Annotated in this window: 29 protein-coding genes and 1 other RNA gene; 25 read left to right on the top strand and 5 right to left on the bottom strand. The window is 66.5% G+C overall.

Translation table 11 applies throughout. The annotated features are described in order from the left end of the window. Positions 1–3 precede the first annotated feature (3 nt). The 19 genes from AC07EJ_RS12750 to AC07EJ_RS12660 all read left to right on the top strand — a co-directional run bounded on the left by AC07EJ_RS12750 (position 4) and on the right by AC07EJ_RS12660 (position 12,551). A complete protein-coding gene (locus AC07EJ_RS12750) occupies positions 4–528 on the top strand; it encodes a DNA (cytosine-5-)-methyltransferase (RefSeq protein ID WP_478884212.1) in 525 nt (174 codons plus the stop codon). Beyond that, positions 506–781 (top strand): hypothetical protein, encoded by a 276-nt coding sequence (locus tag AC07EJ_RS12745; RefSeq protein WP_478884211.1) that lies wholly within the window; start codon positions 506–508, stop codon positions 779–781. Before AC07EJ_RS12750 ends, AC07EJ_RS12745 begins: the two co-directional genes overlap by 23 nt. Continuing rightward, positions 781–1,515 carry a phiSA1p31-related protein gene (locus AC07EJ_RS12740; protein ID WP_478884210.1) on the top strand — a complete coding sequence of 245 codons (735 nt, stop codon included), beginning with the start codon at positions 781–783 and terminating at the stop codon, positions 1,513–1,515. Before AC07EJ_RS12745 ends, AC07EJ_RS12740 begins: the two co-directional genes overlap by 1 nt. Before the next feature lie 81 nt (positions 1,516–1,596). Further along, entirely contained in the window at positions 1,597–1,770 is a 174-nt protein-coding gene (locus AC07EJ_RS12735; protein WP_478884209.1) for a hypothetical protein, read from the top strand. Next, the gene (locus tag AC07EJ_RS12730; RefSeq protein WP_478884208.1) at positions 1,767–1,964 is read left to right on the top strand and encodes a hypothetical protein; all 198 of its coding nucleotides are present in this window, start codon (positions 1,767–1,769) and stop codon (positions 1,962–1,964) included. Before AC07EJ_RS12735 ends, AC07EJ_RS12730 begins: the two co-directional genes overlap by 4 nt. Next, a complete protein-coding gene (locus tag AC07EJ_RS12725) occupies positions 1,961–2,455 on the top strand; it encodes an HNH endonuclease signature motif containing protein (protein WP_478884207.1) in 495 nt (164 codons plus the stop codon). The genes AC07EJ_RS12730 and AC07EJ_RS12725 overlap by 4 nt, the downstream gene beginning before the upstream one ends. Continuing rightward, positions 2,439–2,843 carry a hypothetical protein gene (locus AC07EJ_RS12720; protein ID WP_478884206.1) on the top strand — a complete coding sequence of 135 codons (405 nt, stop codon included), beginning with the start codon at positions 2,439–2,441 and terminating at the stop codon, positions 2,841–2,843. Before AC07EJ_RS12725 ends, AC07EJ_RS12720 begins: the two co-directional genes overlap by 17 nt. Before the next feature lie 49 nt (positions 2,844–2,892). Beyond that, positions 2,893–3,375, top strand: a complete 483-nt coding sequence (locus AC07EJ_RS12715) for a hypothetical protein (RefSeq protein WP_478884205.1) — start codon at positions 2,893–2,895, stop codon at positions 3,373–3,375. A gap of 94 nt (positions 3,376–3,469) precedes the next feature. Continuing rightward, positions 3,470–5,965, top strand: a complete 2,496-nt coding sequence (locus tag AC07EJ_RS12710) for a phage/plasmid primase, P4 family (protein ID WP_478884204.1) — start codon at positions 3,470–3,472, stop codon at positions 5,963–5,965. Then, the gene (locus tag AC07EJ_RS12705; protein ID WP_478884203.1) at positions 5,962–7,884 is read left to right on the top strand and encodes a DNA polymerase; all 1,923 of its coding nucleotides are present in this window, start codon (positions 5,962–5,964) and stop codon (positions 7,882–7,884) included. The genes AC07EJ_RS12710 and AC07EJ_RS12705 overlap by 4 nt, the downstream gene beginning before the upstream one ends. Further along, a complete protein-coding gene (locus AC07EJ_RS12700; protein ID WP_478884202.1) occupies positions 7,881–8,276 on the top strand; it encodes an HNH endonuclease in 396 nt (131 codons plus the stop codon). The genes AC07EJ_RS12705 and AC07EJ_RS12700 overlap by 4 nt, the downstream gene beginning before the upstream one ends. Positions 8,277–8,521: 245 nt before the next feature. Further along, entirely contained in the window at positions 8,522–9,106 is a 585-nt protein-coding gene (locus tag AC07EJ_RS12695; protein WP_478884201.1) for a DUF7169 domain-containing protein, read from the top strand. 182 nt (positions 9,107–9,288) lie between these two features. Continuing rightward, positions 9,289–10,062, top strand: coding sequence for an RNA polymerase sigma factor (locus tag AC07EJ_RS12690; RefSeq protein WP_478884200.1), 774 nt, complete (start codon positions 9,289–9,291; stop codon positions 10,060–10,062). A gap of 28 nt (positions 10,063–10,090) precedes the next feature. Then, positions 10,091–10,237, top strand: a complete 147-nt coding sequence (locus AC07EJ_RS12685; RefSeq protein ID WP_478634192.1) for a hypothetical protein — start codon at positions 10,091–10,093, stop codon at positions 10,235–10,237. Positions 10,238–10,285: 48 nt separating this feature from the next. Then, positions 10,286–10,816 carry a hypothetical protein gene (locus AC07EJ_RS12680; protein ID WP_478884199.1) on the top strand — a complete coding sequence of 177 codons (531 nt, stop codon included), beginning with the start codon at positions 10,286–10,288 and terminating at the stop codon, positions 10,814–10,816. 258 nt (positions 10,817–11,074) lie between these two features. Next, positions 11,075–11,254: a hypothetical protein gene (locus tag AC07EJ_RS12675; protein WP_478884198.1), complete on the top strand. Its 180-nt coding sequence runs from the start codon at positions 11,075–11,077 to the stop codon at positions 11,252–11,254. After that, positions 11,253–11,316: hammerhead ribozyme type II (locus AC07EJ_RS12670), an RNA gene on the top strand. The genes AC07EJ_RS12675 and AC07EJ_RS12670 overlap by 2 nt, the downstream gene beginning before the upstream one ends. Positions 11,317–11,325: 9 nt before the next feature. Then, complete coding sequence (locus AC07EJ_RS12665) at positions 11,326–11,457, top strand: hypothetical protein (protein WP_478884197.1); 132 nt, start codon at positions 11,326–11,328, stop codon at positions 11,455–11,457. A gap of 107 nt (positions 11,458–11,564) precedes the next feature. Next, positions 11,565–12,551, top strand: a complete 987-nt coding sequence (locus tag AC07EJ_RS12660; protein WP_478884196.1) for a hypothetical protein — start codon at positions 11,565–11,567, stop codon at positions 12,549–12,551. 11 nt (positions 12,552–12,562) lie between these two features. Here the strand turns inward: AC07EJ_RS12660 and AC07EJ_RS12655 are convergent, their stop codons facing one another. Further along, positions 12,563–12,733 carry a hypothetical protein gene (locus AC07EJ_RS12655; protein WP_478884195.1) on the bottom strand — a complete coding sequence of 57 codons (171 nt, stop codon included), beginning with the start codon at positions 12,731–12,733 and terminating at the stop codon, positions 12,563–12,565. A gap of 682 nt (positions 12,734–13,415) precedes the next feature. Here AC07EJ_RS12655 and AC07EJ_RS12650 point away from each other — a divergent pair. Together AC07EJ_RS12650 and AC07EJ_RS12645 are read left to right on the top strand one after the other, a co-directional pair. After that, positions 13,416–13,952, top strand: a complete 537-nt coding sequence (locus tag AC07EJ_RS12650) for a hypothetical protein (RefSeq protein ID WP_478884194.1) — start codon at positions 13,416–13,418, stop codon at positions 13,950–13,952. A gap of 72 nt (positions 13,953–14,024) precedes the next feature. Further along, positions 14,025–14,240, top strand: a complete 216-nt coding sequence (locus AC07EJ_RS12645; RefSeq protein ID WP_478884193.1) for a hypothetical protein — start codon at positions 14,025–14,027, stop codon at positions 14,238–14,240. 102 nt (positions 14,241–14,342) lie between these two features. Here the strand turns inward: AC07EJ_RS12645 and AC07EJ_RS12640 are convergent, their stop codons facing one another. After that, positions 14,343–14,633: a hypothetical protein gene (locus AC07EJ_RS12640; protein WP_478884266.1), complete on the bottom strand. Its 291-nt coding sequence runs from the start codon at positions 14,631–14,633 to the stop codon at positions 14,343–14,345. Between the two features lie 278 nt (positions 14,634–14,911). Between AC07EJ_RS12640 and AC07EJ_RS12635 the strand changes: the two genes are divergently transcribed. Next, entirely contained in the window at positions 14,912–15,583 is a 672-nt protein-coding gene (locus AC07EJ_RS12635; protein ID WP_478884192.1) for a DUF2637 domain-containing protein, read from the top strand. Positions 15,584–15,606: 23 nt separating this feature from the next. Here the strand turns inward: AC07EJ_RS12635 and AC07EJ_RS12630 are convergent, their stop codons facing one another. Next, positions 15,607–16,011, bottom strand: coding sequence for a hypothetical protein (locus AC07EJ_RS12630; protein WP_478884191.1), 405 nt, complete (start codon positions 16,009–16,011; stop codon positions 15,607–15,609). 197 nt (positions 16,012–16,208) lie between these two features. On the opposite strand from AC07EJ_RS12630, the gene AC07EJ_RS12625 reads away from it, so the two are divergent. The 3 genes from AC07EJ_RS12625 to AC07EJ_RS12615 all read left to right on the top strand — a co-directional run bounded on the left by AC07EJ_RS12625 (position 16,209) and on the right by AC07EJ_RS12615 (position 17,492). Beyond that, entirely contained in the window at positions 16,209–16,454 is a 246-nt protein-coding gene (locus AC07EJ_RS12625; protein ID WP_478884190.1) for a hypothetical protein, read from the top strand. A 52-nt stretch (positions 16,455–16,506) separates the two neighbouring features. Continuing rightward, positions 16,507–17,091, top strand: coding sequence for a hypothetical protein (locus tag AC07EJ_RS12620; RefSeq protein WP_478884189.1), 585 nt, complete (start codon positions 16,507–16,509; stop codon positions 17,089–17,091). 62 nt (positions 17,092–17,153) lie between these two features. Continuing rightward, the gene (locus AC07EJ_RS12615) at positions 17,154–17,492 is read left to right on the top strand and encodes a DUF6233 domain-containing protein (RefSeq protein ID WP_478884188.1); all 339 of its coding nucleotides are present in this window, start codon (positions 17,154–17,156) and stop codon (positions 17,490–17,492) included. Positions 17,493–17,500: 8 nt separating this feature from the next. Here the strand turns inward: AC07EJ_RS12615 and AC07EJ_RS12610 are convergent, their stop codons facing one another. Beyond that, positions 17,501–18,352 (bottom strand): helix-turn-helix domain-containing protein, encoded by an 852-nt coding sequence (locus AC07EJ_RS12610; RefSeq protein ID WP_478884187.1) that lies wholly within the window; start codon positions 18,350–18,352, stop codon positions 17,501–17,503. A 19-nt stretch (positions 18,353–18,371) separates the two neighbouring features. Next, a complete protein-coding gene (locus tag AC07EJ_RS12605; RefSeq protein WP_478884186.1) occupies positions 18,372–19,100 on the bottom strand; it encodes a DUF6879 family protein in 729 nt (242 codons plus the stop codon). Between the last annotated feature and the right edge of the window lie 219 nt (positions 19,101–19,319).

Here is a 19,319-nt window from a genome sequence, read left to right as displayed (position 1 = left end):
CTAGTGACGGCACTCGCCCGCCTTTTCCCGCGGGAGCGGGCAGAGAAGTTGTTCAAGACGCCCACTGCGAACCTGGCGACGAACGGGAGCGCACAGCACCCGGACAAACGGAAGGCCGGGGGGCACGGGCCGACGCTGGAGGACGAGGTCTGTTTCCTCCTGAACGTCGACCCGGACGACGTGGCGGACGACGGGCCGCACTCGCCGGCTGAGTGGTGGGGCCAGTTCGCGACAGCCGTGTACCGGTGGGAGATCTTCATGGGCCGACAGGCTCCGGTCCCCTTGGTCCGCGGACCCCGGGGCGGCTTGAAGCTCGCCCCGAAGTTCGCCGAATGGATGATGGGCCTCCCCGACGGGTGGGTTACCGACGTCCCTGACCTCACACGCGAAGAGCAGATCGGCCGCATCGGCAATGGGGTCTGCCCGCAGCAAGCACACCACGCCTTCGGCTTCCTCAGGGAGCAACTACACCAGTCATTCACGGAACTTCTGGAGGAGAGCACACATGGGGAAGGCACGGCTGACTGACTACACGGGTGCGGAGATCCGCCCCGGCGTCGTCGTCTCGTACGCGTCGCGACAGGGCAACGTCGTCCGTCTCTCGGAAGCCGTCGTCCTGGAGCTGGAGAGCAACAAGTCCGCGGGCATCGTCGTCCCGCTGGTCAAGGTGAAGCCGACGGGGCGTGACTCCGGCTTCATCGGACGCAAGACACTCGCGGTGCAGACAGTCGCCGCGGACCGCATGGTCGTCATCGGAGACGCGCAGGGGGAGAGTAAGTGATGGAGACGTTCAAGGTCGGCGACAAGGTAGAGCAGATCGCGCACGGGAAGGTGGAGATCACCTACGGCCCGTTCACGGGATCGTTCGGCCAGCGACGATACCTCGTCCGGATCGAGGGTGGCCGGGAGTACGCGGTCGCTACTAACACCCTGTCCGCCATCCCCGAGCCCCCGAAGTTCGCCGTCGGCGACAAGGTGAAGGCGGACAACATCGGGCTGAAGGGCTCGCTTGTTGCCGGCCCCTTCATGAACCGATGGGACGACGAACCGTTCTGGGTCGTGGAGCACACCGACGGCAAGCACACGGCTCCGCGGGAACACATCCTCACGAAGGCCAACGAGTCGGAGCCCGTCAAGGTCGGTGACCGGGTCCGCGTGCGACGTGCGACGTACGCGGAGGCCGAGCACGGCGGGAGGGGGACGGTCACCTCAACGTCTGAGACCTGGCGAATCAACAAGGACGACACGCACCGGTACTTGGTGCAACTCGACAGGACAGGCGAGGAGATCTACGCCGCGGAGGTCGAGCGCGTCGACTACCCCAACACCTACACGCACGACGGTGTGACGTACGAGCTCACCGCCCGCTACCAGGACCGTGACGGCGACGTCTGGAAGTTCGCCCGCATCGACGGTGAGGTTCACGGGGACTTCGGAGAGGGCGCGCGCCCGACGATCGAAGGCCGCACGCTGCGCAACGTCGTCGACACGTACGGCCCCCTCATCCGCGTCTGACGCTCCACCCCTCAGCCCCCGGTGACTTCGGTCCCGGGGGCTTTCGGCGTAGGAGCACCACCCGGCTTAAGGAGAGAACACATGGCGAAGGTCATCGCGAACAGCGGCGTGACGGTGGAGCTGAGCGGGCGAGAGGCCGACCTGATCCGTCAGGCGCTTCAGTATTCCGTACGTAACAACACTGCGTGGGACAGCCCGGAGGACTCGGACGCGAACGAGATCGTCCGAGCCCTTGCACGGGGCGTCGACGAGTGAGCGCACTCCACGTCATCGACGACGCCAACGCCCCCGCACTGGGCGACATACGCGACGCCGGCCACGGTGACCTGATCTACATCCGCCCCGCAGCGACGTCGAGGCGCGACTTCCCGAAGTATTGGGAAGCCGTCGGCGTCGCGCTCTCGCGGGGCGCGAGCGTGTACGTGCTGAACCGAGAGGAGAGCGGATGACGAGAAGCCGCAAGCCACTGCGCGCAGTTCCTACCGAGGGCCTACACCCTGTTCCGGACTTCCCTGGGTACTACGCGACCGACGACGGGAGCGTCTTCGTGCTTCGTGAACTGACACCGTCGTTCCGGAAGTACGCACAGGTCAGTTACACGGACCGTGGAAAGACGGTGTGGACGACAGTGCACCGCTTGGTGTGCGCTGCGTTCCACGGCAGGCCGTTTGATGGGGCGCAGGCGGCTCATGTCAACGGAGATCCGTGGGACAACCGAGCATCGAACCTGCGGTGGGCAACGCCGGCTGAGAACACTGCGGACAAGAAGCGTCACGACCGATGGGGGCGCCGGTTCACCACCTCCGAAGTAGCAGCCATGAAGAGCATGATCGCGGGCGGTGCTCGCGGAGTTGACGTCGCCCGCGCGTTCAACACGACGACAGGCTTCGTGAGCGGGCTGAAGAGCGGGAAGCGGTGGGCGCATGTCGAACTCCAGTAAACGGACCGGCTCCGCGTGGGAGTCGACGATTGTCGGCTACCTCCGCGAGCACCACAACCCCGCCGCGCACCGCAACGTACAGATGGGCGCGAAGGACATCGGCGACGTTGACGGCTATTACCTGCACGCCCTGGAAGCGAAGGCGGAGAAGTCGATCACCCTCTCTGACTACATCCGCCAGGCCAACCGGGAGGCAGTCCACGCCGGCCAGCCGTTCGGCTGCGCCGTCGTGAAGCGACGCAACGCCAACGTGAGGGACGGCTACGTCGTACGCGACTTGGCAACGGACTGCCGCCTGATGAACCGACTGCGGGACGCGGAGAAGTTGCTCTACGAGCTTTCACCGAGGGCTTATGCCGTACATGTGAACGTGCACGAGCCCACGTGATCGGCCAAGCAGAGTGCCGCGATCGAGATCGGCGGGCATCATCCCGTGCATGGATGCGGCAATCGGTGCAGCAGTGTGGGCCACTGTCGGGAGCTTTGTTGGCACGCTCGTGACTGGTGGTGTGGCCGTCGCGGTGGCCGTTCATCAGACGAGGAGGCAGCACAGCACAGCCACTTGGCGTGACCGGGTCGAGGCGTACGACGGGCTGGAGAACGCTGTACACCGCCTTCTAGAGATACACCAAGTTCGGTGGGCTGAGCAGGAAGGGCAGAGCGTTACCGAGCAAGACCTCCGGGACGTTGACTTCCGTAAGTGGGTCCGGCGGCAGCGGTACACGGCGAACAAGAGGGCCTTTCGCTACGCCTCAAATTTGGAGCTTGCTGTCCTGGAGCTGGTGCAGTTCCCAGCGCTGGGAGCCGGCAATCCGTATCAGGATTCGCCTCGTAGACAGAAGCTGGAGTTGGCGATGGCCATAGATGCGCACTTCGCCGCGTACCTGGACGCCGCGAGATCCGACACGCGCACAAACTGAGACTGAACAAGCGGCGAGACACATCCGAACACCGAAGCGAAGGGGCGTCCTCCGGGGCGCCCCTTCCGCATGCACAAGAGAGAGGGGAGAGACCTTGCGACTGACGGAGATCCTGGGGCGCCTGCGTGGCGTGGAGGAGGACCACGACGGGTACCTAGCGCTGTGCCCGGTGCACAACGACCAGAACCACCCCTCACTGAAGCTGACGCTGAAGGACGACGGGAAGCTTCTGCTCGTCTGCCGCACCGGCTGCGACCGCGCGGAGATCCTGGCGAAGCTGAACCTGTCGACGAGCGACCTCTTCGACGTCGACGGCCAGGGCGTGAAGACCGTCAGCGCGAAGGCCCCGGAGTCCGTCGGCGTCGCGGAGATTGCCGGCCTGCGGACGGCCGTCGACCGGTGGGCGGAGGCTCTCCAGGACACGGAGGGCGTGGCGCCGCTCGCGGAGGCCGCTCAGAAGTACGCAGCCGACCGGTTCGGGCTCACTCCCGAGCAGTGCGCAGACCTGGACGTCGGTCTCTCGACGCAGACGGAACAGTCGCGGCCATGGCTCTCCCGCTCGTTCACCCGGTACCCGCGTCTGACGGTCCCGCTCGTCGGGTTCGACGGCATCGTGCGCGGCCTCCAGGGGCGTGACCTGTCCGGCAAGTGCCCCGCCCGCTGGGTCTCCCTGACGAACGTCGACGGGAGGACGTGGGCGAAGTACGGCATCCTCTCCGCTGGCGCGGGCTATGACACCATCCTCGTCACGGAGGGACCGGGGGACGGACTGACTTCCGTCGGAGTCGGCTACGACGCGCTCATCATCCGCGGCGCCGGACTGGCTCGGAACGCGGCCCTCGTCGCGGAACTCGTCGAACATCTCCGCGGCCGTGACGTCGTTCTCGCCTTCGACCCGGACGAAGCAGGAGCGCGAGGGATTGGCGCACTTGCGACTGCGCTTGCGGCGGACGGAAACCACCCGCGTCAGCTCGCCTTCCCCAACACGGGGGAGGACTTGACGGCGTGGCGCGAGCGGACGCCAGAGGCGTTCCCCGCGGAGCTGCACCGCGCGGTCCGTGCTGCGACTGTCGTCGAGCTGGACACTCCCGAGCTGGCCCCCGCGCCGTCGGCGGAGGCGGACGTATCGGAGACTGACGCCGCCCTCCAGACGATGTCGCAGTCCGCGCGCGAGGCTTTCGACCTCACGGACGTGGGCGTCGCCGTGCGCCTGCGCGACTACATGGCGCGCACGGGCGGGGGAGTGCGCTACGCGCCCGGTCTCGGCTTCCTCGTCTGGGACGGAACGGTGTGGGCTCCGGGCAACGACGAGGTACGGACGGCGCTCCTTCAGATGGGCGCCGAACTGATCGCGTCGGGCGACAACGGCTCCCGCAAGATCGCGTTGAAGGCGCTCACGAACCGAGCGATCGAAGACGTGATTAAGACGCTGCCGTCAGTGCCTGGGGTGCCGGCATCGGCCGCGGACTTCGACGCGGATGCACACCTCCTGAGCGTCGCCAACGGGACGATCGATCTCCGCGCGGGGTCCATTCGTCCACACTCGCCGGCCGACATGATCACGCGCCGTCTCAACATCGCGTACCGCCCCGACGCTCCGGCGACGAGGTGGGAACGGTTCCTCGTGGAGATCTTCCCCAACCATGCGGAGATGCCGGCCTTCATGCGGCGGCTCGTCGGGTACGGGATCACGGGGTCGACGGCAGAACAGTGCTTCGTCTTCATGCACGGGCAGGGGGCGAACGGGAAGAGCGCGTTCCTGGACGCGCTCCTATACGTACTGCGCGGCGTCACCAAGTCCACGGAGTTCAGCACCTTTGAGCAGCGGGTGAACGTGGGCCAGGCGTCACCAGAACTGGCCGCCCTCCGTGGTGCGCGGCTCGTGACGGCGAGCGAGACGGAGAAGTACAGCCGCCTTGCGGAGGCTCTCGTCAAGCAGCTCACAGGCGGAGATCCGGTGACGTGCCGTGCGCTGTACGGAAGCCCGTTCACCTACGTTCCGAACTTCCTTCTCATGGTGGCCGGCAACTACAAGCCCGCCATCTTGAGCCAGGATCTCGGGGTCTGGCGGAGGGTCAAGCTGATCCCGTTCGAAGCCACGTTCCGCGGTTCGAAGGTCGACAAGACCCTTCCGGCCACGCTCCGGGCGGAGGCGGAAGGCATCTTGGCGTGGGCCGTCCGCGGCTCGCAGGAGTGGTACGCGTCGGGTCTCGAAGAGCCGAAGTCCGTAGCCACGGCCACGCAGGACTACCGCGAATCGGAGGACAGGCTCGCGGAGTTCATCGCCGCTCGCCTCGTCCAGGAACCTGACGCCCGCGTCGCACCTATGGCCGTCCGCCGTGCGTACGCGGAGTGGGCAGAGGACGCGGGCCTGAGCCGGAAGGAAGTCCTCTCCGGCTGGGCGCTTGGCGTGGAACTGGAGTCGCGGGGCTTCGCGAAGGACAAGCGCGGCGGCCGATGGGGCTTCCACGGGATCCGCCTCATGACGGACGAGGAAACGCAGACCGCGCGAGCGGAGGCGGAGAGCACCCCCACGGACGACACCACACCGACCGACATCTTCGGGCAGACACGAGAGGAGGCAGCGTGAAGTATTTCCCCTACACCATCGCCGGGGACGAGACCATGACCCGCGTTCCGGAGACGGCCGCGGACCTGGACGAGTTCCGTCGATGGGTGGAGCGCAAGGCATCGACGGGCGAGATGATCGGCGCCGACACGGAGACCACGGGGCTCGACACGTTTTCCCCCTTCTACCGCCTCCGCACGGTCCAGTTCGGCGACGCTCGGGACGCGTGGGTTCTTCAGGTGGAGTACCGCCCGGAGATGCAAGAGGCCGCACGCTGGGCGCTTTTGACGCTGCCTCGGCTCGTCTTCCATAACGCCACCTTCGACATGCTCGTCCTGGACCGACACCTCCGGGTCCCGCTGGCGACGCTGGCCCCGAAGGTGACGGACTCGAAGATTATCGCTCATCTGTTCGATCCGCGACCCCGACACGAGGGCGGATACGGACTGAAGCTGAAGGAGCTGTGCGCGAGGGACGTCGACCCCAACGCCCCAGACACACAGGAAGACCTCACGCAGGTCTTCCACACCATCGGGGAGAAGAAGGAAACCGGTTGGGCGAAGATCGATATCAACCACCCGATCTACCTCCAGTACGCGGGACTTGACGCGATCCTCGTGTCCCGGGTGCTGCCAGTCCTGGAGGCACGGCTCCGCAAAGCCGGGGTCCGTGAGTCCCTCGTGGACTTCGAGCACGCCGTGATGCTTGTCTGCGCCAAGATGGAGCGCCGCGGAATGCTCGTGGATCAGAACTATGTGCGCCCCCTCGTCGCGCGCCTCCAGGAGGAGGCTGCACTCCACGCCGGCAAGGCAGCGAAGTACGGCGTGACGTCGGTCAACGCCCCGAAGCAGGTGAGTGCGGCTCTCGTTGGCATGGGAGAGACGCTAACGGAGACCACTGACAGTGGCGCTCTGAAGGTGGACAAGGAGATCCTTCAGGCCCTTGCCGACGTCGACCGGGATTGGGTCCGCATCGGCTCGCGCGCACCGAACCCCCTGGCGGACGCGGTACTCCGCAGCAAGAGGGCGGGGAAGTGGGCGAAGTCCTACGGAGTCGCTATGCGCGATGGGCTCGACAACGCCGGACGCATCCACCCGAAGATCAACAGCCTTCAGGCGCGGACGGCACGGATGTCCATCTCCGGCCCGCCGCTCCAGCAACTCCCCTCCGGGGACTGGACGATCCGGCGTGCACTGCTCGCCGACCCGGGGCACCGGATCTTTAGCGTGGACTACTCCGCGGTGGAGATGCGCGTCCTAGCCGCCCTGGCGGACGAGCGGACGATGAAGCGCGCCATCGCGGAGGGCCGCGACCTCCACGACTTCACGGCCGAACTGATCTGGGGTCCGAAGTTCACGAAGAAGCACCGCAAGATGGGCAAGGGGGTCGGCTTCGGCAAGGTCTACGGGGGAGGAGCAGCAACTCTCTCCCGCCAGACCGGTGCGCCTATCGCCGAAGTGAAGGCGGCCATTGCGGCGTACGACCGGGTATACCCGGGGATCCGGCGCTACTCGAACAAGGTCCAGCGCGAGGCTCGCGGGCACGGCTACGTCGTATGGACGCCCGTCGGCCGACGGCTTCCGCTCGACCGGGACCGCGTGTACGCGGCGACGAACTACATGGTCCAGAGCACCGCGCGCGACGTGCTGTGTCAGGCGCTACTCGACATGGACGAGAGGGGTTTGACGGAGTACCTCCTCCTCCCCATCCACGACGAGTGCCTAGGGTCGGCACCCGTCGACGTGGTGGAGGAGGTGGCGCGGGAGGTCGGTGCCGCTATGCGGATGGACTTCTTCGGCGTCCCGCTCGACACGGATCCGGAGGTCGGAGGCCGCTCGTGGGGATCGCTCTACATGAAGACGCCCGACGGGAAGCAGTACGACGAGGCCCTCCGTGAGCGGGAAGACGAGTGGTACGCCGGCGTGGGGCTCGCAGCATGACGCCCGCACGTCTCGCGCCACCAACGGTGGGGCGTGTGAGCGCAGTTGATCGGGCGGTGACCGGAAACGGTCCCCGCGTTGCCCGGCATGTGTCGCGTCCCATGCGAACCCTGCCCCTCTTGCGCCCCGTTGAGCCACCGCTCTACCCCTCCCGTCGTGACGTTCTGCGACGGTGGGAGGAGCTGGAGTGGTGGTCCTGTGCCTACTGTGACGCGGCGTTCAGCGAAATGGTTGTACTGGAGGTGGACCACGTTCGTCCGCTTGCGAAGGGCGGGCGCCACGAGTGGGCCAACCTCGTTCCGTCATGCGGCAGTTGTAACCGTTCCAAGTCGGACACGGATGTCACGGTCTGGCTCACTAAACCGCTGGCGAGAGCCTTACGGAGTGAGTGACTCCGGTAACGCAGAGACACGCGACCCGCCTTCACGACTCATCACATGACCTTCACAAGATAACGAGTTGGTCACGGGGATTCGTTGAACTCTCAGTTATGTCGGCTGCCATAACCGCAGGTGAGATTGGGCGGGCGCCATAAGTAGTACAAACGCTGCCGCTGTGAACGTCGGGGCAAACCGACGCAAACCATCCGACACGCACGTCTCGTTCTAGCCGTCTGGCAATTGCCGAAGGGGTACCTGTGACCTACAGTTCCGAACACGTCGCAGACGGACAGCATCTGACAGCCCTTGCACACGCTCTACAGCGTGACTTGGACGAGCTTCGTCACTTCCTGTCCATCTACGACGACGCAGTGACCATGCCGGGGATCCGACCCGACGTGGACGCGGACGGTACAGGCCGGCAGGCGACGCACGGACCATCCCGCCCGACTGAAGGCACGGCCCTGGACTCAACTCGGGGCGCGCTTCAGGCAGAACTCAAAAGCGGCACCGTGTGGCTTCCGCGAGCAATCGCGATCGTCCGCGGTGTCGTCGCATCGATGGACCGTGCGCTCTCCACCTGGGAAGGGGAGGGCATCGACGCAGCCGGGGGGCATACCTTGATCATGATTACGGGGCCGCAAAAGACTCACGACGAGGTGGGTCAACTGGCGGAAACGGCGGGCTTGTTGGGCGCCCACACCGCAACGTGCCCCGATCTTCAGTGGTCCGACGTCACTGACGTCTACGTCCTGACCGGGTGGGAGTCCTGCCCGCTCGCGACGGCTGATGTGGGGATCGCCGAACAGCTTGGCGTCCCCGTGCACCACCTAGCTCCGTAAAACGACTCACGCACTGAACTCCCAGCCCCCGTTCCCCGTGCGGGACGGGGGCTTCGTGCGCTCTGAATCACGTCCGCGGGGCCTCGATTCCCGCCCTCTGAGATTAGTTCAGATCCACGCGTCACAACCGGTCCTCTCCGACCCACTACGTAAGTAACACAAGTCCTTCACGAGGAGACACGATGTCGCGCATTGAGGTCACAGACGCTCAGATCACCGCCGCTCAGGCCGGAGACCAGGATGCAATGTGGGCCATCGTCCAGGCTTTCGACCCGATGATGACCAACATCATCCGCCAGTCCGCGCCGTCGGCCAGTGCGGTGGACGTGGAGGACTTGCTCCAGGACGCACGCGCGGTCCTGATCCAGCACGTGCACGACTACAACTCGGAGTCGAGCAGCGCCGCTCTCTCGTCCTTCGTCTACCGTGCCGTGCGACGGACGGTCCAGGAGACCCACGTCTCCATGACGTCCGCAATCACGGTCGAGCCCGGGGCGGCCCTTCGCGTGAAGCGCGCTCTGTGGGAGCACGCCGGCAACGTGGAGGAGGCGTGGACGAGCGTCAGCCGAGACGCCGTCGGCTCCCGGAACTCCATGTCGCGCGAGCGTTTCATGGCCACTGTCGACGGACTCGGGTCGACGGAGAGCCTGAACGCACCCGCCGCGGGGGAGGACGGGGACGGCGCCAGCCTCACACTCGCCGATGTCCTAGCCGATCCGAACACGCAGGTGACCGACCCCACCGAGCGCCGCGACCTGGCCCGCTGGCTCATGACGCAGATCCCCGCCCGTCAGGCGCTCGCTCTGCGCGCGTTCTACGGCGTCAACATGACTCAGCAGGACTACCGCCAGACATGCGCGGACCTCTCGGTGAGCGGCGCCGCGCTGCGTCAGCTCCGAAGCAAGGGCACCAAGAGCGCCCGCGGTGTAGCCACTACACACGGCCTGACTGCGTGAGACACACACGCATCGAAAGGGACCAACCATGAAGCGACTGCCCAGCCTGGACGACTACGACCTCCAGGGCGTGCGCCCCGAAGAGGCCGCCCTCTGGGGTGACGACGTGATGCACGCCGTAGAAGCCCGCAGCGACGCGGACCCCTTCGAGGGATTCACCGTCGACGCCCTCTGACCGACCTCCGTGAAACGACTCGCGCACCATCAAGCATGAGGAGAGAACATGACTGAGTACGTAGCCCAGTGCCGTTGGTCCTCCGGTGACCGCATCGCAGCGTACGTCTCCGGCGACGCCGTCCACTTCGACGCGTACAGCGACAACGAGAGCGCCGCGGACGCATCCCTCCGCCCCGACAAGGCCCGTGAGTTCGCCCGGGGCATTCTCGCCCTGGCCGACGAGATCGACGGGGGAGAGCCGGAGGAGTCGGCGCCCGTCAAGGTGGGCGACCGGGTGGAGATTCTGCCGTCGGCCCACAATCCGAACTCCGCCGGCGGCGTCGGCATCGTGAAGAAGATCGACGCATTCGACTACGACGACAACGTGCCGTACTTGATCTGCGAAGAGGGGACGGACCGGTTCATCGCGTGGGCCTCACTGGTCCGCCACGTCGACGCGCCGGCCGACATTCCCCGCGTCCCCGTCGTCTCCGTGCGCGGCGACTTCGTCACGCAGGCGAAGGCGCTCCTCGCGGGCACCGACGCGACGGCCGCGGACATCGTGCGCGCCGCGGAGTTTCTGGCAGCCGGCGAGTAGCTGCGCGAGTCGTTTCACGGAACCTTCCCGTAAGCCGTTGTGGTGCGCACCATAACCATGCCATAGTTGAGCCACGCCAGGGGCTCACGAAGCGCCCCGCGGAAGGGGGAGTCATGCCGGAGCTTCACAAGCTGATCTGTACGGCACACGGCAAGGCGTGCGACGGCAACGTGAGGCACGCGCACATCTTCCGGTGGATCACGGTCAAGTAGCTAAGTCGGGGCGCCTCTTCGGGGGCACCCCAGAGGAAGGGACGACATGAAGGTCGCGGCACTGAAGCGGACGTTCCTCCGTACGCACCGGTACGGCGTCGTTCCCCAGATCGGCGAGAAGCGAGCGCACGGAGCGTCGCGCAACTACCGCAGCCCCGAAGGTCGCGAGCTGATCGCGTCCAACCGCGCCTATCTCACGCTCCACCCGGAGTGGCGGACCCGATAGCCGAAACGCCCTCCGGGGCGTCCGCGGGCAATGGCCTACCCGCGCTGAGGAGGCAGGCCGTAGGAGGAGACATGTACGTACTCAAGATCTCGGACGACGAACGCACGTGGACGTGGTTCAACACATACGACCGCGCGTACGACTACGGCCAGAGCCTCAGCTCGCGCCCGACACCGGAACTCGACCTCGTCAAGCGCCCCTGAGCACCACGCCCCGCATGGGAAAGCCTGGAACCCCCTGGCACCTGCCATCGAGCGCGCGGTTCGAATCCGCGGCGGGGCACTCGATGAGATCTGAGCGAGGAGACACAATGAGTCTGAAGTTCAGCGTCGACGATGTGGTCCACGTGCGCGACGACGTGGCGGGCTATCGGTGGGACACCACCGGCGTCATCACCGCCGTGTTCCCGGACAGCCCGTACCCCTACGGCGTCGACATCCCCGGGCAGTTCGGCTACGGCCGGTTCGCGGCGAACGAGGTGTCGGACGCGCTCGCCTACACGGGCCGTACGTACCCCACGGAGACGCTCGCCGGCCGCACGGCCATGTTCGGGAAGTCGTACATGTGGGTGCGCGTCGGTGGCCACCTGGAGCTGCACCCCGACGTCACTCAGCGGCACGTGTTCAGCAACGGGGAGCGCCGTCTCATGGAGCGGTGGAGGGGGAGCGGGCAACTCGCTCACACGGGCCGACCCTCCCGCGCCGGCATCCGCGCGGCAGCCGTTGGCGCGTCCGTCGCCACCGTGGCGGCCCTGGCCGTAGTCCTCGCGACGCCGGCCGACGCACCGACCGCGCTCGCTGACGTGGCGACGGCCCCCGTCGTCACGCCTTCCCCGACGCGCATGAAGCCGTACCGTCCGACCCCGCGCCCGACACCGCACACGACGAGGGCGGGGGAGCGCAAGACACTGACGCCCTCTCCGCGCATCGCCTCTCCGTCGACGACGCCGCGGACGAAGCACCCCATCGCGACGCCTCCGGCGGACATCAGAATCAGCTACTACCGCGACTGCTCGGCCCGCGCGCAACCCTGCATCGACGCAGGCGCGTTGACGATGTACGCCGGGCGGATCCTCGCTGGCCACAACTACATGGGTTACCAGTGGCTGAGCCGCGTCCCCGTCGGCCGCACCGTCCACGTGATCTCCGGCCCTCTGGCCGGCACGTACAAGGTCTACGGACATCTTCGGATCAACCGTCAGGGCGGATCCATCCCAGCGTTCGCCGGGTCGCCTGCGCTCGTCCTCCAGACCTGTGAGGGGAGCGGGACGGGGTTCTCGCTCCTGCATCGCGTGTAGTACCGCGCCAGTCACTTACGGTGCCAGAGCAGTGCGCGGACGAACTCGACAAGCTCACGGATGATGCCGGGGCGCGCATCCTCCGACGTGTCGCGCAGGGCGATACGTAGGCAAACGGCACCCCCGGCGAAGATGACGACGAGTGCGAGCAGAACCAGGGCGACGAGGGCCCATGGGCTCACAGCGGCCAACTCTTGCGCCACTCCAGAAAAAGACACAGCTCTCCTCTCAAAAGGTATGAGCCGTCCTTCGAGAGGCCGCCGCCACATGGCGACGTGACAACCCCAACGAAGGACAGACGGTGTCTGCCTGACACGGTGCCCGCTAGACCGTGCCCCGCCGGAGCGGTGTTCGTTGGGGTCGTTAGACCCTGACGCGTAGTGCGGTGCTGCATGTCGTACACAGCGGACTGATCAGCGCTGCCGGCTTCTGGTGTGAGCCGCTAGAGAGCGCACTGACCACTCGGGACGTTAGAAGCCCCGCTCATCCCGCAGGGCAATGCCCCCGGAATGGGAGAAACAAGCGTCCCTGTACCCCGGCCACGGGGCTTGGCGGAGACGCCTGTCCATGCCGAGGACGCTAGCGGCCCATCGCGAGATACGCCAACTCGGTTGACGTGCGACCCAGTTCTGTGGGAGGAGCGCACGCGCGAGGCTCCGCGAGTCGTTTCACGGAGGTTGCCGTTGGGTGTTGTGCTGCGCACCATAACTGTGTCATAGTCCAGTCATCGCAAGGGACTCACGAAGGAGTCGAGATGGACACGCGATCTGCACCGCTACTCACCGCCTGATCGTCCGCTCCTGGGGGACCGCCACTGAGTTCGGTCATCCGGCGTGCGGTGCGCCGGCGACGAAGGTTCGTCAGGTGAAGCAGACTCACGGTGACTACGACTGGCCGGTCTACCGCTGCGACGAGCACGCCCGCACCACGGACGCCGCGATCGTCGGCGACGAGCCGGCGGAGGTCGAGCACCGCGAGACGACGATCACCGTCGCCAGCGTCGAGCGCGTCGTCCGCACGGAGGTTGGAGGGAAGATCCGCACCGTCAAGCAGCTTGAAGCGGCGCACACGAAGGCCGTGAAGGCAGCAATCATCGAGATGCGGATTGCGGCGGCGCCCGACACCATGCCGCACGAGATGGCGGAGCGGCTCGCGAAGCGCGCCACGCAGTTCCCCGCGTGCAGCTGGGACGCCGCTCGTCGTCCGCTCCGTCCGGTAACCACGGAGGACCCGACGACGTACCTCGTCGAAGTCGAGCCCGGTCACTACGCGACGCACGACGCTGCGGAGATGCTCCGCACCTTGGAGGCCGAGAGTGTCGACGAGCTAGCGGACGTCGAGCACGCGACCGTGGGTGGCGCTGAGTTCCTGGCGTTGCTCCTCGGCAACGTCGCGGCCTGAATCTGCCCGGAGTCCCTGCGAATTGCGGTCGCGGGGACTCCTCCATAACCGTAAGACACGCATGGAGGAGTCATGGAACCGATCACCTACGAAGTCCCCGTCTTGGCCCATGAGATCCGGTTGGGCGACGTCTTCACGCTCCACGGCCACGAGCGCACGGCCGCCGACGACCCGTGGCCGGCGGGCACCGGAAACGTCTCGCTCGCGTTCGTGGGCGGGGGATTCGCGATCATCCCCCTGTACCGACCGTTGACCGTCCGACGTGCCACGACGCGGGACGCGGCGTGAACTACAGCCTGACCTTCGAGGGAGGGGTGACGTGCCTCGTCGACGACGTGGCGCAACGCCACTTCCTCCGCCAGGCCCTACGACGCGGGGACGAGATCGGAGTCAGTCGCGAACGATCTCGTCGTCTGCGGCGTGTGCGACTACATATACGGAGTCTTCCAGAAAGATTGCTTGGTAGTGGCCCGGGCCAGGATTGCACTTCCCTCCGTCAGCGCCTACCAGCTCGTGCCCGTCGACGTTGATTCGCCCTGACGTCACATACATCACGGAACCACGGGTGTGCCCATGAGCGGGCACTTCCTCCCCGGCCTTACCACGGACGATGGTCAGCGTTACGCCGTTAGCGCTGAGGCGTGCCGTCTCTTGGCCCAGCTCGTTTCGGGTCCATGCCATCTCGCTAGCCGGAAGGGGGACGTATCCAGGCATCTCAGTTCTCCGTCTCAGCTTGAGTGGGGAGACGTTAGCGCTGTCTGGCTACTGAGTCCGGGCCGACGCTCCCAGGCAGCAACACCAGTGCCTCGAATGGGCCAGCAGCGGCAACAAAATGGCCGTAGGTCGACGTCCGGGCCCGACAACCCTTGCGGAGTGAACTCCCTTGGGTCCCCTGCCAATTGCGGAGGCAAGGGTCCACTAACCATTCACATACTCTCGCAGCACACGAACGAGGAGTCATGAGAGCCCACCTGCGTCGCTTGGACCCGATCCTGATTCAGGCCGTCATCGCTGCCGCCCTCTCCTTCGCGCACATCCACGACATCGCGGAGGCCGCGGGGCAGGGCGGATGGAAGGCGTGGGCCTATCCGGTCTCCGTCGATCTCCTGATGGTCATGGCGTGGAAGCGGATCCGGACGCCTGACGTCCCGAAGCGCGCCGCGTGGTTCTGGTTCCTGACGTCCCTGGCCGCCTCACTCGCCGCTAACGTCGCGACGGCCGGAGTCCTGGACATGGAGAACCTACCCACGGCGCTCCGGGTGCTCGTCGCAGGTTGGCCGGCGGTGGCGTTCCTCGGGGATTCGCTCCTCGTGCACGCGCGGAAGACCCCGGCGGACGAGGGTGGCGTCCAGACCGTCGACGACGAGCCGCAGGCGCCCGCTGACGCGCCGCCAGCGCCCCCGGTGGACGAGGAGTCCGCGCCGCCCGTGAACGAGCCGGAGCGGCCCGTCCTCGTGTCTTACGCTGATGCTGCCGACGCGCTGGGCGTGGCGCCCGAGACGATCCGCGGCGCGGCCAACGGCCCGAAGGCGCGGCTGACGAAGTACAGCGGGCTGACTCCCAACACGGTCCGCGTGGACCTGAACGAGGCCCGTAGGGTCATCAACGTCAAACGCGCCGTGGGCGTATGAGGCGAGCCCCCGTCATGGTGCAGTCACCCCGTTGCGAACGCCTTGCGGCACTCTGCGTGCATCACACGGGCCGCGTTCTTGACGTCGGTGTGATCGGCGTCCGTGAGCGTGGCGCCCGTTGTGTCTCCCTGGTCTGCGGCGCCCTGGAAGATCATCGCGATGGTGTTGATGGAGTCGGCGAGGCGTGTCCAGCGTGGGTCTGCGTCGGCGGCGGCTGCGGCCTTGTCTGCAAGGGAATTACCCTCCTTGGCCGCCTCTGCAAAGTCGGTGGTCGTGGAGTCGTCGGGCGCCGTGTCGGAGGGGCCGCCGGGTTTGAGCCCCAAGCCGACGCACACATCTTTCGCCCGACCGCGGGCGACGGTGGCCGTGGCGTCGTCACCGGACGAGCAGCCGGCGAGCAGGACGGCGGCCACGACGACCGCTGCCATGGTGGCGCTTCGCAAGATCCCCCCAGGGCCGTGTGAGCTAGAAGGCCATCATGCGCTACGTGAGGGCTGTGTGCCGATCGTGTGGCCAGACTGTGATTGTGGACTCTGAGCCCAGGAGGTCCGCACGGCTAACGTCGGCATCGACGCCCATAGTTCGTCGGGGGCTTTGTCGTACCCGCGTCGTAGGATCCGGACACGTGACCGACGAACCCACACCTGAGATGAAGCGCCTGATCGATCTGGAGCGCGCGGCCGTCGCCGCCTTCGCCGCTGTACGGGGAGAGCCATACTCCGCGGAGGCATGGAAGCCCTGGTATGACGCGACGTGGACCTTCCAGAAGGAGGTTACGGCCTACGCGAAGCAAGACGGCGTGGGCATGAGCCGCTTCGAAGTCGAGATGGCCGCGAAGGCTGCGGCTAGGCGCGTGGCGCCTGCGGAGTGACCGCCATCGGCGTAGCGTCTCACCGTCGACCGCGTGGGGGAGTGGGGGAGCGTTGGACACCTCGGACTGGATAGCTTCGTGCAGCGCAGTTGCTGCGTTCGGATCTGTCGCCTTCGCCTGGACGCAGGGTCGCGCCGCCAAGCGGGCGAACCAGACTGCTGACGCGGCTAACGTTCTCTCTCATGAGGCCAACGAGACCGCTCGGCAAGCGTTGGCGCTGGCCCGCACGCAGTCCGCCGCAGAACAACGGGCCCAGCAAGAGGCCGCCGGCCCAGTGTTCAAGATCGTGTCAGCGAAGAAGGAAGAGTTTGGCGAGTGGTTCGCCACGATCAAGATCCAGCAAGAGGGCGGTGCGTCTCTGTTGGACGCGGGCGTCACCGTGTCGGGTCCTGTGCGTGGTGTGCGGAGTTCGGTGGGCAGCCACGAGGACGTGCCACAGCCTGTGTTGTGGGCGTCGCCCGCCCCGGGCGCCGTCTTCGAACTGTGCATTGAGTTGGAGTGGGACCATGCGGACCCGGTGAACGTGAGGATCGGCCTGGAGTGTCAGGCAACTGACGGCCGTACCTGGCGCAGGGAGTGCACGGCGACGCCGACTCCTTCCCCGGAGCCAAGCCGGGACCACCGTTTCCGCATGTAGCAGCTCGCCGCCCCCGTCACATGACGGGGGCTTTTTTTTTTGTTTGACCTATTATCGAACGTGTGAACGATAAGCCGTCGCCGTCTGAGCTGGACATGCTCCGCTTTCTGGAGCGCGTCCAAGAGCGCGACCTCTGGCGCACCCGGCGATGGATCGAGGAGGCGGAGCGCCGCGAGGACGAGCGCACGCGCGGCGAGCGGGGCCGTCCGCCGGCCCCGGAGTGGCTGATCGAGATGGGGCTCGGGGGACGGGCGCCCGTATACGTCCACGTGGGCGAGTGCCACATGGCGGGCAAGCGCTCGCGCGGCGTCGACCGTGACCAAGCCCTCCGCGCCGTGACCGAAGGCGTCCCAGCCTGCACGCACTGCCGGCCGGATACGGAGCTTGGTGTCCTGGAGTGAGTCGCGGGCTATCTGGCGTGAAGGGCGCGACGTGCTGCGTTGATGACGTTGTGCGCGTCGGCGCCGTAGACCGCGGACTCTTCCAGCGTCTTCCACGCACGCATGTACGTGGCGACACTGTCCGCGTCCTCTAGCCACAGCTCGGAGTGCCATGTCTCCGTGACGACCTGGCGTTCGTCGTAGATCCAGAACCCGGACCCCGGCGGCAGCTTCAGTGATGCGCCGAACGGCACGATTCCTAGCTCCACGGTGTCCATACCGACGACGCCGGCAAGCCTGTCGAGCTGGGAGGCGAGCACGGAGGGCGGGCAGACCATGGCCCGGAGGACGGCCTCCCACATGATGATTCGATAGCGCCGCGTCCCGGTGTAGAGCAGTTCCTGACGCTTGATCCGCGCCCGGACGGCATCCTCCACGTCGCGCGGCGACCGGTGCAGCTCGCTGAAGCGCGTGAAGATCGATCGCGCGTAGTCGGGCGTCTGGAGGATACCGACGACCCACGACGACTCCCATGCGTGTAGCACCGTGGCGTGAGCCTGAGCTGTGTTGTGGGCGTCCTGTGCGGCGCGGTGTCCGGAGGCGAGTTGACGGCGCCACGAGCGGATGTGTGACTCGAAGCCAGCGAGCCGGGAGCGCAGTTCCTCGAACGCTTCAGGCTGGCCTGTTGCGTCCGCCCACGCTCGGAGGTCGTCGGCGGTGGCGGTCTGCCGGCCATTCTCCAGCTTGGAGACTTTGGCCGCAGACCACCCAAGCCGTTCCGCGAGCTGTGCCCCGGTGAGCCGCCCGTCAGGGTGGCTGAAGCGGAGCTCTCGGAGCCTCTCCCCGAGAGCCTCGCGCGATTGCTGATAGTCGGTCGTCACCGGTCACGCTCGTTCGTGGCTAGTCGTTGAACTCTTGGTACGGCACGGCGTAGTGCCAGGCAGCGTCACGGAGCTGTGCATACCGGTTGACGGCCGCAGGCTCCGTGATCAGTTCGGCGCTCGTGAAGTTGTCGTCCTCGTCGAACACGAGGCGGGCGACGATGCGGGAGTCAAAGATCCAGAAGTCTTCGTCCCCGAGGAGCAGACGATCCGCGTCAGCGCGGCTGAGATTGCGGATGTCCTCCCCAAGCGCCACGTTCTTCACGGCGTGGGCGGTCAAGTAGCGCTGCCCGATGGTTGAAGGGGAGTCGACGAGGCGGACGCGTTCGACGCGGGCGCCGTCAGCGGTCTTTGCCTTGATCGTCTGGCACCACGAGGACGAGTAGTCCCACGCCGGCTCTTCCTCGGCGACGAACTGCGCGTAGGTCGACGTCGCCTCATCCGACGCGTACCGCCCGCGCGTCTCAAGCCTCCACGCCGTGTGCTTGAAGTTCTCGAAGAGTCGGCCGAACGCGTCCAGGTCGATGACGCGGGGTGTCTCGTCGCGCGGGCCGAAGTCCACGAGCGTGTTCCTGGGAATGACGACCGCTACCTCCCCTGCGTCGAGATGCTGCAACTTCGCGATGTCCGTGGGGTCTTCGAGCGGTGGGCCGTGGACGATGACCTCTCCGGAATCCAGGTCTTCGTGTACCGCGGGGCATCCGCCTTCGCCTGATCCTGTGCCGTTGAACCGGAGTCGTCGTGGCATGGCCAAGTCCTCTCGTTCAGGTTCGGGTCCACAAAGGATCGCCGGGCGTGACGGCGCTGAGCCACCGGCTACCAATAGCCTCGTGAGAAATAGGGCGAAAGACAAGAGGGCCACCGCGAAATTTCGCGAAAGGGGGCTCCCGCTGCACCGGGTGACGTCCCTAGCGTCCCTTTCATGGCGAAGACACGAGAGCCGGATAACGCCGAAGCGAGGGAAGTA

This window comes from Streptomyces sp. NPDC045026, assembly GCF_056432625.1.
Note: the sequence above shows the minus strand (reverse complement) of the source record. Positions and strands in the feature narration are given on the sequence as shown.

What these genes read in the sequence shown, in the direction of transcription:
- AC07EJ_RS12745 (WP_478884211.1), top strand. Translation starts at nt 506, where the DNA reads ATGGGGAAGGCACGGCTGACTGACTACACGGGTGCGGAGATCCGCCCC.
- AC07EJ_RS12740 (WP_478884210.1), top strand. Translation starts at nt 781, where the DNA reads ATGGAGACGTTCAAGGTCGGCGACAAGGTAGAGCAGATCGCGCACGGG.
- AC07EJ_RS12735 (WP_478884209.1), top strand. Translation starts at nt 1,597, where the DNA reads ATGGCGAAGGTCATCGCGAACAGCGGCGTGACGGTGGAGCTGAGCGGG.
- AC07EJ_RS12725 (WP_478884207.1), top strand. Translation starts at nt 1,961, where the DNA reads ATGACGAGAAGCCGCAAGCCACTGCGCGCAGTTCCTACCGAGGGCCTA.
- AC07EJ_RS12720 (WP_478884206.1), top strand. Translation starts at nt 2,439, where the DNA reads ATGTCGAACTCCAGTAAACGGACCGGCTCCGCGTGGGAGTCGACGATT.
- AC07EJ_RS12715 (WP_478884205.1), top strand. Translation starts at nt 2,893, where the DNA reads ATGGATGCGGCAATCGGTGCAGCAGTGTGGGCCACTGTCGGGAGCTTT.
- AC07EJ_RS12700 (WP_478884202.1), top strand. Translation starts at nt 7,881, where the DNA reads ATGACGCCCGCACGTCTCGCGCCACCAACGGTGGGGCGTGTGAGCGCA.
- AC07EJ_RS12690 (WP_478884200.1), top strand. Translation starts at nt 9,289, where the DNA reads ATGTCGCGCATTGAGGTCACAGACGCTCAGATCACCGCCGCTCAGGCC.
- AC07EJ_RS12685 (WP_478634192.1), top strand. Translation starts at nt 10,091, where the DNA reads ATGAAGCGACTGCCCAGCCTGGACGACTACGACCTCCAGGGCGTGCGC.
- AC07EJ_RS12680 (WP_478884199.1), top strand. Translation starts at nt 10,286, where the DNA reads ATGACTGAGTACGTAGCCCAGTGCCGTTGGTCCTCCGGTGACCGCATC.
- AC07EJ_RS12675 (WP_478884198.1), top strand. Translation starts at nt 11,075, where the DNA reads ATGAAGGTCGCGGCACTGAAGCGGACGTTCCTCCGTACGCACCGGTAC.
- AC07EJ_RS12665 (WP_478884197.1), top strand. Translation starts at nt 11,326, where the DNA reads ATGTACGTACTCAAGATCTCGGACGACGAACGCACGTGGACGTGGTTC.
- AC07EJ_RS12660 (WP_478884196.1), top strand. Translation starts at nt 11,565, where the DNA reads ATGAGTCTGAAGTTCAGCGTCGACGATGTGGTCCACGTGCGCGACGAC.
- AC07EJ_RS12645 (WP_478884193.1), top strand. Translation starts at nt 14,025, where the DNA reads ATGGAACCGATCACCTACGAAGTCCCCGTCTTGGCCCATGAGATCCGG.
- AC07EJ_RS12640 (WP_478884266.1), bottom strand. Translation starts at nt 14,633, where the DNA reads ATGGCATGGACCCGAAACGAGCTGGGCCAAGAGACGGCACGCCTCAGC.
- AC07EJ_RS12635 (WP_478884192.1), top strand. Translation starts at nt 14,912, where the DNA reads ATGAGAGCCCACCTGCGTCGCTTGGACCCGATCCTGATTCAGGCCGTC.
- AC07EJ_RS12630 (WP_478884191.1), bottom strand. Translation starts at nt 16,011, where the DNA reads ATGGCAGCGGTCGTCGTGGCCGCCGTCCTGCTCGCCGGCTGCTCGTCC.
- AC07EJ_RS12605 (WP_478884186.1), bottom strand. Translation starts at nt 19,100, where the DNA reads ATGCCACGACGACTCCGGTTCAACGGCACAGGATCAGGCGAAGGCGGA.